Below are 15538 nucleotides of genomic sequence, written 5' to 3'. Positions count from 1 at the left end.
TTCTGGGGAGAAGTTCGTTTACTTCAATCGCTGTGAACTTCTAAGCGATTTCAAGAGCGGTCGTCATCCAGCGACCTTTGAACTCTTGTAGGCGCAGTGCCACCGCATAGCATCGTGCAGCACCGCGAATAACGACGGACGCTTCAACTTTTCCGGGGCTGGGCTCGCTTGCTCGCCACGTGACGGGGATACACCCTGTTCGGGTTTCTTCGTCGCCTTCTTCCCGGAAACTCAGGTGTTTGAAAGCGTTGAAAAGTTGCGGAAGCATCCAGCGCTCCAGCTGACGTTTGTCCCTGAGATCAAGGACTGCCTCGATGGCTGCGCGGGCAAAACCTGCAGCCCACGGTCCCACGTCAGGAAGTGTGTCTGGATAGTGTCCGTAGGGAGTAGCCCGCGATTCGAGCCATGTCCGAGTGTCAGCTTGTTGCTTCGGAGGAACGTCGATTGTGAGGTCCCAGCGAAACATGCGACGTTCGGGCATGTACGGGAAGGAGGCTGGCATCGTTGCCATTGGTATAGCTCCTCTTATCTTGAGATTCTCGGTGTGTTTGACTGTGTTCATCGTCCGTCATGTAGACATGAAGGGCTGATTGTGTACCGCTGTATTTGCTACTCCCTTCCTTGCGCTGGGGATGTGGTGCGCGCGTTAAAAAGTGGCATCGAATGAGGTGCGATATTGCGACGCGCCGATATAGGTTTTTGTGTAAAGGTTGTTTATGAGTTATGAGTGTGCGGTCTGTGGGTGGATGCTGTCAATAGATTTCAAGTCCTGTGGATAACTTTTTACCCCTGAATGCTTTTCAACTGTTCTTCGTAACGACAAAAGCCCTAGAAGAGTTAAAAAATGGCGTTTTTTCAAAGAAAAATGATGAGTTTGAAGCGGCGCATCATCGCCTCATCAGCGTTATAGTGCTCGCATGTGTTGCGAAGAGAGGAAGCTATTTGCTTCAACGCGCTCAATGACAAGCAAGACACAAGGGTAAGTGTGGAACACTGAAGCTATGCGCGTATATTTCCCCGCTCTATCGTCTGATCTTGGCGAAGAACAGATTTCTTTGCGACAGGCCTTCGTAGCCGTTCCTTCCCCAGACATGGGGCGTGAGGACGTTGAAGTGCTTGAAGATGATGCGCAGGTCGAGGCTGCGTTGGCTTCGCTGATTCTTCTGCGCGATGCCCCAACGCATGCATATGCGCGTATTGTGCTTGCAACTGACATTCAAACGGACGCAGTGCCTTCTGGAACCGGAGTGCTTGAAGTCAACAATGTTCGGTGTGATTGGAACGATGTCGTTGCGATTCTTGCCGATGATGGTGAAACATCGGAGCAGGTTCGGCGCGTGATAGAAGCCGATGATCAAGACCAGGCAGACCACGCGATTAGTGATCTCTGGGAGTTTCCTCTGCAGTGGTTTGATGTGTCGGAACGAGATGCGCTGCGCAAGATTCTGAAGTAGGAATCTGTATTTACTGATGCCTGATGCATCGTGGGGGAGGGAGCGTGATCAACGCTAGCTCCCCACTCGATGAAGCAAGGCCTTTCCTTTCCTCTCTGACAAACCGTCTATTGAAACGGAAGGGGATAATGTATCGCCTGGAATCAGAAGTCGATCGACAAGCTTGAACCACCGTTTGCTTTGGGGCGAACATGGATCTGATCGCTGATCTGCTTTGACATCTCTTCGACGTGGCTGATGACACCAACGGTTCGACCACTCTGGCGCAACGCATGCAGGTGGTGCATGACGACATCACGCGTATCGGAGTCCAATGAGCCGAATCCTTCATCGATGAACATCGATTTGATTTCCGTGCCCCCCGATTCAGCAGTGACAATGTCAACCAACCCCAACGCCAGTGCGAGAGAGGTATAGAACGTTTCGCCACCGGACAACGTTTGGGTCTTGCGAATGTGGTCTGTTTCCAGATCGTGAATTGCCAACCCCAACCCAGACTTCTTTGAACGAGTGCCATCTTCTGGCCTGCAGATCAGTTGGTAGCGACCACCGGAGAATGCGTTGAGACGAGGATTCGTCGCATCCAAAACCTCATTGAGACGCGACACTAGCACCCATGATGATAGGGGAGTCGAACTGAGATTGAGAGATCCACCGTTGACGATATTCACAAGACGCTGGTACGGAGCAACTTCTGCTCGGACATGGTCGAGCTCTGCCACGGCGGTCTTAAAGTGCGTGTGAGCATCGTCAATCTGTCCCACAAGAGCACTGAGCTGACCACAGCGGTGTTGCATGGCATCGCGCGCAGCCGTCGCATTGGTATCCGCTTCTTCCAAGGCCGCCGTAGACTGCACACTTCGATCAGCAACATTGGCAAGACGTTTGTCCAGGAGTTGGTTTCGCGTTATCTGAAGATCACTCTGATGGGAGTCAATCTGGTCCTTTAATGCACGGAGCTCTTCGCCAGCGATGAAATGTGAATCAACGAAAGCGAGGGCTTCCTCGATGGAAGCGCACGGCGAATCAGTGAGAGCCTGCGTCAGCGCATTCGTTGTAGTTTCAAGGCGCGCATAGCTTTGATTCCACTCTTGGAGGTGCTTGTGATGCGTGCGAGCTTCAGTCAAAGAATCGCTGACATTCGCCAGATGCGCTTCGATTGATTCAAAGGTTCCACGGCCTTCTTCACACCGAGCCTGCTTCGTATCGATTGATTGGGCAAGCGAAGAGTGTTGTGTCTGCGCCTTGCCAATTTCAACCTTGGTTTCAGCGAGCTCGTCTTTCACACGGCTAATGTTCTGCTCAAGTTCGGCCAGAGCCTGATCAAGTTCCTTGATCGTTTGAGACAACGCTGAATGCTTGTCGATTCTTTCTTGAGCATTCTTGATTTCGAGTTCCAACGAAGCTTTATCCGCACGTGCAATTGTGTTTCCGCTCGCTATGGCTTGGTTGGTCTGAGCGTGAAGCATATGTGCTTCGTTCAATTCCTGCTCTGCTTTCGAACGCGCCTGATCGACAGCATCAAGGTCTTCGAGGGTGACAGCGTCCGTCTGGTCGATACGTGCCGGAGCTGGATGCTCCACCGAACCACAAACAGGGCAGGGCTTGCCGTCTTCAAGCTGGGTGGCAAGACTGCCACTGGCGTGATCCATCCACCGCATATGTGCTTGGAGGGAAGCGATGTTAGCTTCTTGCGCCCGGCGACGAGCACTTTGAATGTTCTTAGCCCTGATCTTGAGGATTTCGATATGCTCAGCGACTTCACATGCAGCCTGGTAACGCGGTTGTAAGAGCGCCATGTCGCGTTCGCCTGTTGCGAAGAGCTCCAAGTCTTTCAACATGTTTTCGCGTCCCTGAAGGGCGCTTTCACGCATTTTGGGAAGCTGGGAAAGCTGGTCTTCAAGCTGGGTGCGTTTCTGGGTGAGTACAGCAATTGAGGCTGTTAATGCCTCTTGTTCTTCGCGTTCATTACTGAGTTCTTGCTCGAGTGACGTGAGGTTCTCAAGAGTTGCTTTCTTGGCACTGAGAGCTTCCACAATGGTGCTGAGTTCTTCTAAAAGCTCGTCAACCATGTGAGAGGAAAGAGAATCTTCCTCAATATGCGAAAGGGTCGTGAACCGTGAGCGAAGCTGACGATGCGCAGTGAGAAGCTCGGTATTTTTGACTGACATATAGTCGCGAGCGTCGGTGAATTGACGAACCGGCCCAGAGAGCGAGGAAGCAATAAGAGCATCGGAATGACGCTTCTTGTACTGATCAATGATCAAAGCGCGCTCCATCAGCATCTCCAAGTGAGATTGGAGTTCCATGCGTTCTTCAACCAAGGAGTTCAAGGCGCGGGTAGCTTCGAGCTCGCGGTGACATGCTTCGGCTATATCGATCAACCCAGGGAGCTTGGCTTCTTCTTCATCGCATACGCGATGAGCACTCTGGGCGAGAGTGATCGCCAGCGTCGATGCCTGCTGTGAATCGGGGTCAAGAGGATCGACATCCGCAAATGATGAGGGGGAATCCTGTGAAGCTAAGAAAGGAGAATCGTGGGAAGAATCAGCATCTGCGGGGCGAATGAAGTCCTGAAGGTGTCCGTACAGGCTCTCCAGATCGCTGAAACGACGGGTGACCTCGCGTTCTGCCTCTACTACGTCATCTGAATGTTGTTTTGATACTTCAGCAAGCTTCTTTTGGAAGGTCGTAAAAAGATGAGTGTTGAAAATATCTTTCAGAAGCGCTTCACGTTGCTCTGACTTTGCCATCAAGAAATCAGCGAACTTTCCTTGAGGAAGAACAACGGTTTGAACGAACTGGTCTTTTGTCAGACCAACCGCTTGCGTGATCCACTGATTCATCTCGGCGGCGTTACGGCCGACGGGATCCCCATCAACGTAGGTAAAATGACCATCGGCTGATTCGACGGGGTGTACCTGAATCAACGTCAACTGCCCGTTACGCGCAGTCTTATTGCCCTCGGGGATATATGTGGGTTCTCGGTAGACCTTGAAGAAACCTTCGGAGACTTCAAAGACTAGTTCGACATAGGACTTCGCTTTGGCCGGAACATGGTCAGAACGCAAGCGATCCTTCGTTGAGTCGCTTCCGCGCGCAACAATTCCGTACAATGCAAATGTAATCGCATCAAGAATTGTTGATTTTCCGGCCCCGGTGGGTCCTTCAAGCAGGAACAAACCGGAGTCGTCGAATCGGGTGAAATCGATCGTTTCCTTTCCAGAGAAAGGGCCGATTCCTGCGAACTCGATACGAATCAGCTTCATATCAGGCCTGCTTCCTTACTTGTTCCCACGTGTCTTGAATGATGCCTCTCTCGGTGTCGGTGAGTTTTGCTCCGCCTAAGAGCTCAAAAAACTCGAGAGAGATTTCAGTATCGCTACGAGACGAAACCGCAGATACTCCCGTGTGAGACGGCGGAGTAAGCGATGACTCGTGCTGGATGATCAACGCGTACGGATAGATCGTTTTCAACCGTGGGATCATACGATCGGGTCGAAGATCATCGGTCACCGTGATGGAGCAATAGGATGCTTGATCATTCGGGTCAGGGTCGGTGATCAGCTGATCCATCGTTCCGCGTAGAACAGCAATCGAACGATGAACAGGAATAGCAATCGGCTGCGGGTGAAGGTATCCCGCTTCGTCCACTGCATCGGTGTCCAGCAAGTACACGCGCTTGGTTACCCGATATTCCGAGAAAGAATATGCGACTGGTGAACCCGAATAGAACACGGGAACAACGGTTCCTGAAATCTGTTGAGGACGGTGCAGGTGCCCAGCTGCGACGTATGCAAGGTGTGCCACCGGTGCGTTTTTCCCGCCAAGCGTGTCAAAGATTCCCGCCGGCACATGAGCAACGCCACCGACTTCGATATTGCGCTCTGAATCCGATGCGCTACCGCCGGTGATAAATGCATGAGGCATCGCAATCGCCGGACGCACATCACCCTGAGCGCGGCGTTTACGCAGGTCGTTATGGATTCGACGCAGCGCTGCCCCCATTACGGCTTCGTGTGAGCGCGCCAGGGGAACAGGCAGTGAGGTTTCTTCATCGATCTCTTGATCGGACAGGATCTGACGAACAAGGTCAGGTTCAAGATAAGGCACGGGATAGATCAACGCACCGTCGTCGAAAGTGCCACACTCAATCGCAGTGCCGATTCGTTCCGGTTCAGTCTCTATGACAAGTGAATCGCTGAGAAGATCAGAGAACATTCCCAAACGAATGGGGCCATCGTGATTCCCGGACGTCAGAATAATGCGCGTATGACCAGCCAAATCGGTCAAGTAGCGGGACAACTGGCGTACTGCATGAACCGGTGGGACGCTACGGTCAAAAACATCGCCACTAATCAGAACAACATCGACTTTGCGCTGGATAACCAGTTCCTTTAACCAGGTAAAGAAGGCATCAATGGAGTCAGATAGGGACTCGCCGTGAAGCGTGCGCCCAACGTGCCAATCCGATGTGTGAAGAATCTGCATGCTTCTAGTGTGAGGCATACCGTGTACAAACCGAATTGCACTCTCGACGGATTAGTCCTTTGGCCAGTGGAAATGATCAAGAATCTGGTCGTGAAGCAAGCCGTTTGATGCGAGTGCATTCGCTCCCCAGGGGCCTGCTACTCCGGACAAAGACGTAAAGCGCCCACCTGCTTCAGTCACAATTGGCACCAGCGCGGCCATGTCATAAAGCTCAAGCTCAGGTTCACAAGCGACGTCAACAGCGCCGGTGGCGACCAGCATGTAGCTGAAGAAATCACCGTAGGCGCGCGTGCGCCAAACGCGAGCGTGCAAATCAACGAACTCGTCGATCCGCCCAACTTGCTGCCAACCCGTCAGCGACGAATACGATAGCGACGCCTCCGACAGGGCATTGATTGTGGAAACGTGCAGAGTATGAGGGGCATTCGAGCCAAACTGTTCCCATGCTCCGCCACCTTGGGATGCCCACCAGCGTCGTCCCAACGCAGGCGCCGACACAACACCGACAACAACATCGGAACCATCAACCAGTGCAATCAATGTCGCCCACACGGGGACATTGCGCACAAAGTTCTTCGTGCCATCGATCGGGTCAATGATCCAACGTCGCGTCCCCGCCCCAGACGAACCGCGTTCTTCTCCGTAGATCGCATCATCTGGGCGGCGAGTCGCTAACGCAGTGCGGATCATGTCTTCGACACCACGATCCGCGTCTGACACGGGCGTGAGATCAGGCTTTGACTCAACAACAAGATCAGATGCTTGAAAGCGCGCCATTGTGATTTTATCAGCGTGATCAGCAAGATCCAATGCTATTTTCAGATCATCAGCGTAACGAGACTCAGGCATGTCTTCACTCTAGCGCGCATCGCGTGACGCTTGCTTTGCCGCGTTAACGGCATCAAGCAGGCGACGCGCTGACAGTGCCATAGCGTTGCGACGCGCAGAGTCTTCATGACAGACAGCCTCAAACGGGGCCTCGCCACGCACCCAAGCGTCGATTGCGCAACTCGGTTCGCCCTCCGCGTGGGAACAGAGGGGGAGGCACCACGAGGTTGCTTCTGCAACTTCCGGGAATACTCCCAGAACGTCTTCTTCGTCTACGTGCCCCAGGCCGAAAGAACGGACGCCGGGCGTGTCCATAATCCATCCGCCCTCGGGCAGTTCGAATGCTTCGGAGGAAGTGGACGTATGGCGTCCCCGTCCCGTCACTTCATTGACGTGCCCGACACTGCGGTGAGCATCAGGAACCAGCGCATTGATCAGCGTTGACTTTCCGACACCCGAATGCCCGACAAGCACGGAGAAATGACCCGCAAGCTCGCCCTTTAATGCCCCGAGCCCCTCAGTGGGAGTGGCCTTACCACCCTCAAGCGCCTGCGTAACAATAATGCGGAAGCCAAATGGAGTATAGGTCGCAAGAAGCTCGCTTGGGACGCCAAGATCGGACTTCGTGAGGCAGAGGATGGGGGTCATTCCGGCTTCATATGCGGCCACCAAACATCGGTCAATCATGCCGGTTCGAGGTGGCGGATCGGCCAGCGCGACGACGATACACATAGTGTCCGCGTTCGCGACAATCGCCTTTTCTCCGCGTTGGTCGGGTGCATCTTCCAATGACCGGCGAAGGATGGAAGTGCGTTCTTCGACGGCGACAATTCGAGCCAGCGTATCGACGCGTCCCGAAACGTCCCCGGTTACGCGCACGCGGTCACCCATGATCACCGATCCGCGCTTCAGCTCTTTGGCGCGAACAGCATTCAGAGTTGTCGCGTCCTCCATCCTGACGCGGTATCGCCCACGATCAATAGCAATGACGTGCCCGAGCGGTGAAGTAGACCAATCTGGGCGAATTTTTGTTCGTGGACGCTTTGACTTTCCTGCGCGAACTTTGACGCGCGGATCGTCGGTTCCAGTGTCACGCCTCAATGGAAGCCTCCTTGCTTGAAGCGACAAGCGATGCCCACATGAAAGGGAAATCGGGCAATGTCTTTGATGTGCACGCAATATCGTCCAGCGTTGTGCCCGGAATTCCCAATCCTAGGATTGCCGCGAAGGTGGCCATTCGGTGGTCGGCATAGGCGTGGTGGAGCGCGGGCGTTGGAGTGGTGGGGGGAGTGATCGCCAGATAATCTGTCCCCTCATCGACCTGGCAACCACATGCCCGCAGTTCTGTTGCCAAAGCGGCTAGACGGTCAGTTTCGTGACCTCGCAGATGACCGATACCTCGTAGAAACGAAGGTGAATCAGCGAAAACGGTGAGCGCAGCAATCGTCGGCGTGAGTTCCCCGACGTCTGCCAGATCCACGTCGATTCCGCGAATATGGCCGGCCTTCGCGCTCACAGTCAGTGCGCCATCGTGCAGAGTAACGTCGGCTCCCAGCCGTGGAAGAATGTCGCGCCATGCGTCACCGGCCTGCGTCGTTTCGGCGGGCCAATGCGGGATCGTCACCTTTCCGCCACACACCAGTGCGGCTGCGAGGAAGGGGCCAGCATTCGACAGGTCGGGTTCGATCGAATTGACGAGGCCGCGCGGCCGTTCGTTGATGACATGCCAGGAATGGAACGCGGGGGCACCTTCGTCTATTTCCTCGACATCGCATCCGCGCGCTCGCATGGTCTGACAGGTCATTTCAATGTGGGGGAGCGAAACGACTTTACCGAGTGCACTGATCGTTACAGGATGGCTGAGCATAGGCGCAACCAACAGCAGGGATGACACGAATTGTGATGATGCGCAAGCATCGACCGTGATTGTTGCTCCCGCCGGAAGGCGGAGTGGTCCTTGAATAGTGAAAGGCAGGAATCCTTCTTCGCCGTGGTAGGTGATCGTGGCACCACACTGCGCAAGAGCGTCCAGGAGTGGCTTGAGGGGGCGTAGACGAGCGCCCTCATCACCATCGAAATGAGTGATCCGACTGTTGAGCGCAGCCAAGGGCGGAATAAAACGCATCACCGTGCCGGAAAGCCCACAATCGATGGAGATCTCATCGGTGTGCTCTGGCGCTTGAGGATCAAGAGGGACAACGTGCGCCGAGGTGCCGGAAAACTCAATGTCAGCGCCCAACAGTCGAAGGGCGTCTATAAACAATCGAGTATCCCGCGAATCAAGAACCCCGGTCAGTGAAGAAGGAGAATCAGCGGTCGCTGCAAGATAAAGCTCACGAGCCGACAGCGACTTCGACCCGGGGATCTCAATAGTTGCATCTAACGTGCCCGATGCTACGGGCGCCTGCCATAGGCGGGAAGTCAAGCGGAAACCTTTGTCGCCAGAGCTTTCTCACGTTCTAGGGCACGGCGTGCCTGCCACTGATTGACTCGCCATGACACTGACGGGGCACCCACGCGATCCGTGCTGGCCAGCGCATATGCTCCAGCAAGTGCGAAACGGGATGCCATTCCAGAGGTCATTTCACGGCGCTCAGCGCGACTACGAGCAGTCCACAGCGGATGATTCACAAGAGCCATCGGAATCGAAATAGTCGCAAGAACCGTAGCGCTTGTCCGAGGAGCCTTACCAAGAGCAAAACATGTGGCTGCACCCAGCATCACGCCACCTAAAACCCGCGTCGCAACAGTCAGCTGCTCATCGGTGGGAGCGGCCTCGCCCGCCACCGTATCCATCAGCGGACGGACAACGTGAGCGCGCTCGACGTGCACTTCAGGCTCACGCAGAGCTGAAATGCCATCGAGGAGGGCGGGAAGCGCCAAAGCTGGCCTTGCACATGCACGAAGAAGATTCATGCTTCTATTGTCCGATGAAAAGCGGTTTTCGTGAGCCACAACGCGCTTGATTATGGAATACAAACCTCGTCCGCACGCGTTTACAGACGTATGAACCACACGATTTGGGTCTCCAACGCTTACCCTTAAGAGCGATGACTACTTTCGACAACGCTTCTCGTCCCTTTGTAGAAGTGGAACTAGATCAGACATTCGTCCGCGATGCCATCCCGTACGAAAAAATGCTCTTCCGCGCAGCACTGCGACTGACAGGTAACAGAACAGACGCTGAAGACCTCGTACAAGAGACCTATCTTCGCGCATATGCGAAGTTCCATCAATACGCCCAAGGCACCAATCTGAAAGCCTGGCTCTACCGGATACTGACGAACACCTTCATCTCCGAATATCGCAAAGCGCAACGTCGACCCAAACACTCGCCTAACGAAGACGTTGAAGACTGGCAGCTCATGCAAGCAGCTTCTCACGACTCAGTTGCTTTGAAATCGGCGGAAACCGAGGCTCTCGCTCGGATTCCGTCAACACAAATTCAAGAAGCATTACACAGCCTGAGCGACGAACAGCGAGCAGTTGTTGTACTCGCCGATGTTGAATCGCTCAGCTACAAAGAGATTGCCGACATACTCGACATTCCGATTGGAACCGTCATGTCGCGTCTCTCTAGAGGCCGAGCAAGCCTGCGCCGAACACTCGCAGACCTTGCCAAAGAATATGGAATTACAGGAGATAACAATGAGTGAAGCCATCGGATGCGACGCGTTCCGAGAAGCGCTCTTCGCCCTGGTGGATTGTGAAGAATGCGAAGAACGTCGCTCGCTCATTGATACCGGAACAGTCGAAGGCCCCTGCGAACGCGAACGCCTTGCCTTGATCGCGCATGCTTCTGGATGCGAGCACTGCGCCCAAGAATTAGACCATGAACGCCATGTGCGAACCGCGTTGCGACACTTCTTCGATGACGAGCCTCTTCCCGAAGGATTCGAAGCCCGTCTGCTTGCTCGCCTCTCATCGGTTCAGGTTGAAACAACATCTGTATATGTCGAAACGTCAGGGCAGTGACGTGTGTCGCTAGGACGGTCAGCCTGTTGGCTTAACCGCTGTTTTTATGGGAAACTGTCAGGGTTGAATTCAAAACTTGAGGAGATCAACATGTCGAAGAGGGGCCGCAAGCGTCGCGATCGTAAGAAGCACGGTGCGAACCACGGCAAGCGTCCAAACGCATGAGCCGTCTTTAACGCAATGCCCGGAGGCTAAAGCCTCCGGGCATTTTGTTTTATCAGTTTCCTTCGCATTACTCGCGAGGCGTCGCACCCGTCCATTCGTACCACCCTGAATGCAGTACGAGCCACGCCATCAAGGCGTATCCGGACTGGCCGGGAAGCGTCAGCCCTGAATCCGTTCGCGCCCTCGAGGCTGCCATGTCTTCAAACCACTGATCGTGCGCAACAAGGGGAGTGTACGTATCAACGTAAGGAAGGCCACGGCGCTGGCATACTTCACTCATCGAACGGGAAAGCTGAGCAACCGACGAAGAATCACTCCCGGCAAGAGGTGGAGGTCCCACCACGAAGCAAGGAATCCCCAGCGAGGCAGCACGATCGGTGATATTCGCCAGATTCAAGCGCGAACGAGCCGAGCTTAAACCCGCTGAAATATCAGCGGTACCAACACCGACAATCAAACCGCGAGGTCCTTCGGCACCCAAGCGGAGCCCGACTTCCGATTCCCAACGCGCTGCCAGGCTATTCGTGGATTCCCCGGGAACGCCCAATGTCATCACCGTTGGAGCCGTTGCAAACTCTGATCGAGCAAGCACGCGACCAATCCAGCCGAGCGCTCGCGGGTCACCAGTTCCAGTGACCAGTTCGTCTCCGATAACGCAAAGTCTCATTGGGTTCCCTCGAGTCAGCGAGCAAATGCTGCTGCCATGAGTTCGACGTTCTGCCGCTTGTGATCCGATCCTCGACCGGCTGCGGTTGTTGCCGATTCGGGGCGAGAGACAAGGCGAACAGGACGTTCAAACTCCATGAACATATTGAGTGCCAGGAACGGCCAGGGACCTTGGTTCTTCGGCTCATCCTGAACCCACATAATTTCTGCGTGCGGGTAGCGGGCAAGCTCTAAAGCAAGCTCCTGGGCGGGAAGCGGGTAGAACTGTTCAAGACGAATGATCGCCGTTGAACGATCGCCACGCGCTTTGCGTTCCTTAACAAGGTCATAGTAAATGCGTCCGGAACAGATCAAGACCCTGGTGACCTGCGTTGCATCAATCGACGGATCAACTTCACCGATGATTGGTCTAAAGGTCCCAGATGTGAAGTCTTCAATCTTAGAAGTTGCGGCGGCAAGACGGAGCAGTTGCTTGGGCGTGAAGGCAATCAGAGGCTTACGCGGGCGTCGATAGGCTTGCTGACGCAACATATGGAAGTGGTTAGCCGGAGTAGACGGCTGAACGATCCACATATTGTCCTGGGCAGCCAACTGCAGGTAACGCTCGATACGCGCCGACGAGTGGTCGGGACCCTGACCTTCGAAACCGTGGGGAAGCATCATCACCAAGGAAGAACGCTGGCCCCACTTCTGCTCGGCGGAGCACACGAACTCATCGATGACGGGCTGCGCGCCGTTCGCGAAGTCACCGAACTGTGCTTCCCAGACGGTCAGAGCATCGGGACGTTCCACCGAATAACCGTAGTCGTATGCGAGCACCGCATACTCCGACAGGGGAGAGTCGAAGATATCGAACTTCGCCTGCGTTGGGGTCAGGAACTGAAGCGGTGTGAATTCACGGCCGTTCGTGTTGTCGTGAAGAACAGCGTGGCGCTGGACGAAGGTCGCGCGACGTGCGTCTTCACCCGAGAAACGAACGGGCGTTCCCTCCATCAGCAGTGTGCCAAGAGCCAAGAGTTCGCCGAATCCCCAGTCAATGGGACGCTTCCCGTAGGCCATTTCTTGGCGTCGCTCGCAGAGCTGAGCCATCTTCGGATGCGGGGTAAAGCCGGGCGGGAAGGAAACGTGAGCGTCACCGATGCGGCGGATTTCTTCCGTCGTTGTTGCTGAGTGCCAGCCAATCATCATGCCGGAACCGGGCAACTGAGAGTCGGGCATCAACCAGCCGGCGCTTTCCTTCTCAGCATCATCTTGCGGTGCCCACCCGTTTTCGCGAGTTTCGGACAGGATGCGCGAGAGCTCGTTCTCGTACGCGGTCGCCGAAGCGAGGGCCTCGTCTTCTGTCAGTTGGTGACGACCAACGAGGTTCCGCGTGTAAACGGTGCGTGTCGACGGGATCTTATTAATCAATCCGTACATGACGGGCTGGGTCATCGACGGGTCATCACCTTCGTTGTGACCGCGACGGCGATAGCAGACCATGTCGATGATGACGTCCTTATGGAACGTATTGCGGTACTCGAAGGCGAGTGCTGCCATGCGGACAACAGCTTCCGGATCGTCGCCGTTCACATGGAGGATCGGTACCTGGAGGCCCTTGGCAAGGTCGGTGGGATAGCGGGTCGAACGGCCAGACGTTGGTCCGGTTGTGAAGCCAATCTGGTTGTTCACGATCACGTGGATCGTGCCACCGGTCTTGTAACCGGTCAGCTGGCTCATATTGAAGGTTTCCTGGACAACACCTTGGCCAATGAACGCGGCGTCGCCGTGAACCAGAACAGGGATAATTGGCAGGCTTTCATCGCCAAGCACTTCCTGCTTGGCGCGGACAATGCCTTCTAGGACGGCGTCGGCGGCCTCGAGGTGCGATGGGTTAGCGCCCATGTACACCTTCGTTGCCACACCGTCTTCCAAAGTGTAGACGCCCCAGGTTCCTAGGTGATACTTCACGTCGCCGGAGCCCTGAACCGATGAAGTATCTTGGTTTCCTTCAAACTCGGAGAAGATCTGCGCGTAGGACTTGCCAGCAATATTCGCCAGAACATTCAGTCGGCCACGGTGCGCCATTCCGATCGCAACTTCGTGGATACCTTCTCGTGCCGATCGTGCAAGGATCTCATCAAGAAGCGGGATCAGTGACTCGCCACCTTCAAGGGAGAAACGCTTCTGTCCCATGAACTTGGTCTGAAGGAACTCTTCGAACGCTTCGGCGCGGATCAGCGTCGACAGAATTCGACGCTGTTCAACTGGAGTGGGAACTTCGTAGGGGAGTTCGATGCGGTGCTGGACCCACTGTCGTTGCTCGGGATCCTGAATATGCATGTATTCAATGCCGACGCTACGCGTGTACGTGTCGGACAGGCGAGTCAGGATATCGCGTAGCAACATTTGCTGTTGGCCACCGAATCCGCCGGTCGGGAAGGGACGATCGAGGTCCCATACGGACAGGCCGTACTGGGTGATATCCAGGTCGGGGTGGCGGCGCACGCGGTATGCCAACGGGTCCGTGTCTGCGGCAAGGTGACCGCGTGAGCGGAATGCGTGGATCAGCTCTACGATGCGCGCGGGCTTCCCCTTCTCACGCTCGACGTCATACTCGTGGTCCGCTTCCCAGGCGTAGGGGTACTGGGGGATGTGAAGTGAAGAGAAAACGCGTTCGTAGAATCCATCCAGACCCGACAGCTTTTTATCGATGAGCGCGAGGAACTGGCCGGAGGCCGCACCTTGAATAATGCGGTGGTCGTAGGTCGACGACATAAACATGGTTTTGCCGATGCCCATTGCTGCCAGCTTGCGCGGGGAAACTCCGCGGTATTCGGCGGGGTAGTCGGTTGCGCCAACACCGATAATGAGGCCCTGCCCCTTCATTAGGCGAGGAACAGATGTTGTTGTACCGATTGTTCCAGGGTTTGTCAGAGTAACGGTTGCCCCTTGGAAGTCAGCGGTACCAAGATCGCCGGTGCGCGCACGCTTGACCAGATCCTGATATGCGTCAACGAATTCCATGAAGGTCATGGTGTCTGCCTTGTGGACGACCGGGACCATCAGAGAACGCCCGCCGGAGGCGTTGGTGACGTCAATTGCTAAGCCGAATCCGACGTGGGCTAGACGGTGGATCGCGGCCTTGGTGCCTTCCATCTGATAGCGGACGTTCATATCCGGCATTTCGCACAGAGCCTCGACCAAGGCGTAGCCAATCAGGTGGGTGAAGGAAACCTTGCCACCAACGGTGCGCGCCAAGTGAGCGTTGATCAGAGCGCGGTTTTCAATCAGGAGCTTCGCAGGTATCTGACGCTGTGACGTTGCAGTGGGAACAGAGAGGGATTCATCCATGTTCTTCGCAGTTGCGCGTGCCACGCCCTTGAGGATGCGGAGCTCGTCTTCCTCGGCAAGATCAGTGTTGAGTGATGCGGCGGTGTGGCCGTGCATCTGACGTGTATAGGGAGACGTTGCTTCCATGATGCGCGCCGGAGGAGCCGGGGGCAGGTCAGAACGCGTCACGGACTCCACGTTCGTTTCCGGTGCGTCCGCTTCGGGTTCCTCGAACACAGATTCAGCTAAGATACGTGCTTTCGGCTGTGCGAAGTGTGTCGTGGGGTGATCGTGGATCGACGAGGCCGCCGGCGGGAAAACCGCGGTCTGAACGGGGGCGGGGTGCGATGCGGCCGGAGCGGCCTCGGCAGTTGGCTGAGGAACACGCAACTGAGGAGGAGCGGACTCGGTCGCAAAAAATGCGCGCCACGAGGGATCAACCGAAGTTGGATCCGCCTGATACGCGCGACGCATGGTGTCGACGTACCAATTATTTGCCTGCGGCTGTGCTCCGTTGTCAGTTGCCACGAGAATCTCCGTTCTGTTCAGCCGTGAACCCTACGGCAAAGCATACGGACAGTCTGGGTCTTTAGGCCCGATTTTATAGAGATTGGATATAGCTTGAACGCGTCTTTGGGGAAAAGAAG

At 55.3% G+C, this 15538-nt stretch carries 14 protein-coding genes; 5 read left to right on the top strand and 9 right to left on the bottom strand.

Features of this window, described 5'->3' with window-relative positions:
* Nucleotides 1–40: 40 nt before the first annotated feature.
* A complete protein-coding gene (locus HMPREF9241_RS07965) occupies nt 41–511 on the bottom strand; it encodes an Rv3235 family protein (RefSeq protein ID WP_006681779.1) in 471 nt (156 codons plus the stop codon).
* Nucleotides 512–771: 260 nt separating this feature from the next.
* On the opposite strand from HMPREF9241_RS07965, the gene HMPREF9241_RS09310 reads away from it, so the two are divergent.
* Nucleotides 772–963 (top strand): hypothetical protein, encoded by a 192-nt coding sequence (locus tag HMPREF9241_RS09310; protein ID WP_131367666.1) that lies wholly within the window; start codon nt 772–774, stop codon nt 961–963.
* A gap of 20 nt (nt 964–983) precedes the next feature.
* On the top strand, nt 984–1454 hold the full coding sequence (locus HMPREF9241_RS07960; RefSeq protein WP_165544438.1) for a DUF6912 family protein: 471 nt from the start codon (nt 984–986) through the stop codon (nt 1452–1454).
* A 143-nt stretch (nt 1455–1597) separates the two neighbouring features.
* On the opposite strand, the gene HMPREF9241_RS07955 is transcribed toward HMPREF9241_RS07960, so the two are convergent.
* From HMPREF9241_RS07955 to HMPREF9241_RS07930, 6 genes are read right to left on the bottom strand one after another with little or no spacing between them, the layout of a single operon-like run.
* The gene (locus HMPREF9241_RS07955) at nt 1598–4723 is read right to left on the bottom strand and encodes an AAA family ATPase (protein WP_006681777.1); all 3126 of its coding nucleotides are present in this window, start codon (nt 4721–4723) and stop codon (nt 1598–1600) included.
* 1 nt (nt 4724) lies between these two features.
* A complete protein-coding gene (locus HMPREF9241_RS07950) occupies nt 4725–5945 on the bottom strand; it encodes a metallophosphoesterase family protein (RefSeq protein WP_006681776.1) in 1221 nt (406 codons plus the stop codon).
* A 51-nt stretch (nt 5946–5996) separates the two neighbouring features.
* Nucleotides 5997–6794: a histidinol-phosphatase gene (gene hisN, locus HMPREF9241_RS07945; protein ID WP_006681775.1), complete on the bottom strand. Its 798-nt coding sequence runs from the start codon at nt 6792–6794 to the stop codon at nt 5997–5999.
* A 9-nt stretch (nt 6795–6803) separates the two neighbouring features.
* Nucleotides 6804–7874 carry a ribosome small subunit-dependent GTPase A gene (rsgA, locus tag HMPREF9241_RS07940; RefSeq protein ID WP_006681774.1) on the bottom strand — a complete coding sequence of 357 codons (1071 nt, stop codon included), beginning with the start codon at nt 7872–7874 and terminating at the stop codon, nt 6804–6806.
* Complete coding sequence (gene aroA / locus HMPREF9241_RS07935; RefSeq protein ID WP_006681773.1) at nt 7864–9198, bottom strand: 3-phosphoshikimate 1-carboxyvinyltransferase; 1335 nt, start codon at nt 9196–9198, stop codon at nt 7864–7866. Before aroA ends, rsgA begins: the two co-directional genes overlap by 11 nt.
* Nucleotides 9195–9689, bottom strand: a complete 495-nt coding sequence (locus HMPREF9241_RS07930) for a hypothetical protein (protein WP_006681772.1) — start codon at nt 9687–9689, stop codon at nt 9195–9197. Before HMPREF9241_RS07930 ends, aroA begins: the two co-directional genes overlap by 4 nt.
* Before the next feature lie 134 nt (nt 9690–9823).
* Here HMPREF9241_RS07930 and HMPREF9241_RS07925 point away from each other — a divergent pair, with 134 nt between their 5' ends.
* From HMPREF9241_RS07925 to HMPREF9241_RS09810, 3 genes are all read left to right on the top strand, one after another.
* Nucleotides 9824–10429 carry a sigma-70 family RNA polymerase sigma factor gene (locus tag HMPREF9241_RS07925; RefSeq protein ID WP_006681771.1) on the top strand — a complete coding sequence of 202 codons (606 nt, stop codon included), beginning with the start codon at nt 9824–9826 and terminating at the stop codon, nt 10427–10429.
* Nucleotides 10422–10748, top strand: a complete 327-nt coding sequence (locus HMPREF9241_RS07920) for an anti-sigma factor family protein (RefSeq protein ID WP_006681770.1) — start codon at nt 10422–10424, stop codon at nt 10746–10748. The genes HMPREF9241_RS07925 and HMPREF9241_RS07920 overlap by 8 nt, the downstream gene beginning before the upstream one ends.
* Before the next feature lie 90 nt (nt 10749–10838).
* Complete coding sequence (locus tag HMPREF9241_RS09810; protein WP_373273797.1) at nt 10839–10913, top strand: 50S ribosomal protein bL37; 75 nt, start codon at nt 10839–10841, stop codon at nt 10911–10913.
* A 67-nt stretch (nt 10914–10980) separates the two neighbouring features.
* Here the strand turns inward: HMPREF9241_RS09810 and HMPREF9241_RS07915 are convergent, their stop codons facing one another.
* Both HMPREF9241_RS07915 and HMPREF9241_RS07910 read right to left on the bottom strand, forming a co-directional pair.
* Nucleotides 10981–11580, bottom strand: a complete 600-nt coding sequence (locus HMPREF9241_RS07915; RefSeq protein WP_006681769.1) for a GDSL-type esterase/lipase family protein — start codon at nt 11578–11580, stop codon at nt 10981–10983.
* Nucleotides 11581–11594: 14 nt separating this feature from the next.
* Nucleotides 11595–15419: a multifunctional oxoglutarate decarboxylase/oxoglutarate dehydrogenase thiamine pyrophosphate-binding subunit/dihydrolipoyllysine-residue succinyltransferase subunit gene (locus HMPREF9241_RS07910; RefSeq protein ID WP_006681768.1), complete on the bottom strand. Its 3825-nt coding sequence runs from the start codon at nt 15417–15419 to the stop codon at nt 11595–11597.
* Between the last annotated feature and the right edge of the window lie 119 nt (nt 15420–15538).

The sequence above is a fragment of the Schaalia turicensis ACS-279-V-Col4 genome, assembly GCF_000296505.1.
In the GTDB taxonomy this organism is placed as follows: domain Bacteria; phylum Actinomycetota; class Actinomycetes; order Actinomycetales; family Actinomycetaceae; genus Pauljensenia; species Pauljensenia turicensis_A.
This window is presented reverse-complemented; position numbering and strand designations above follow the sequence as displayed.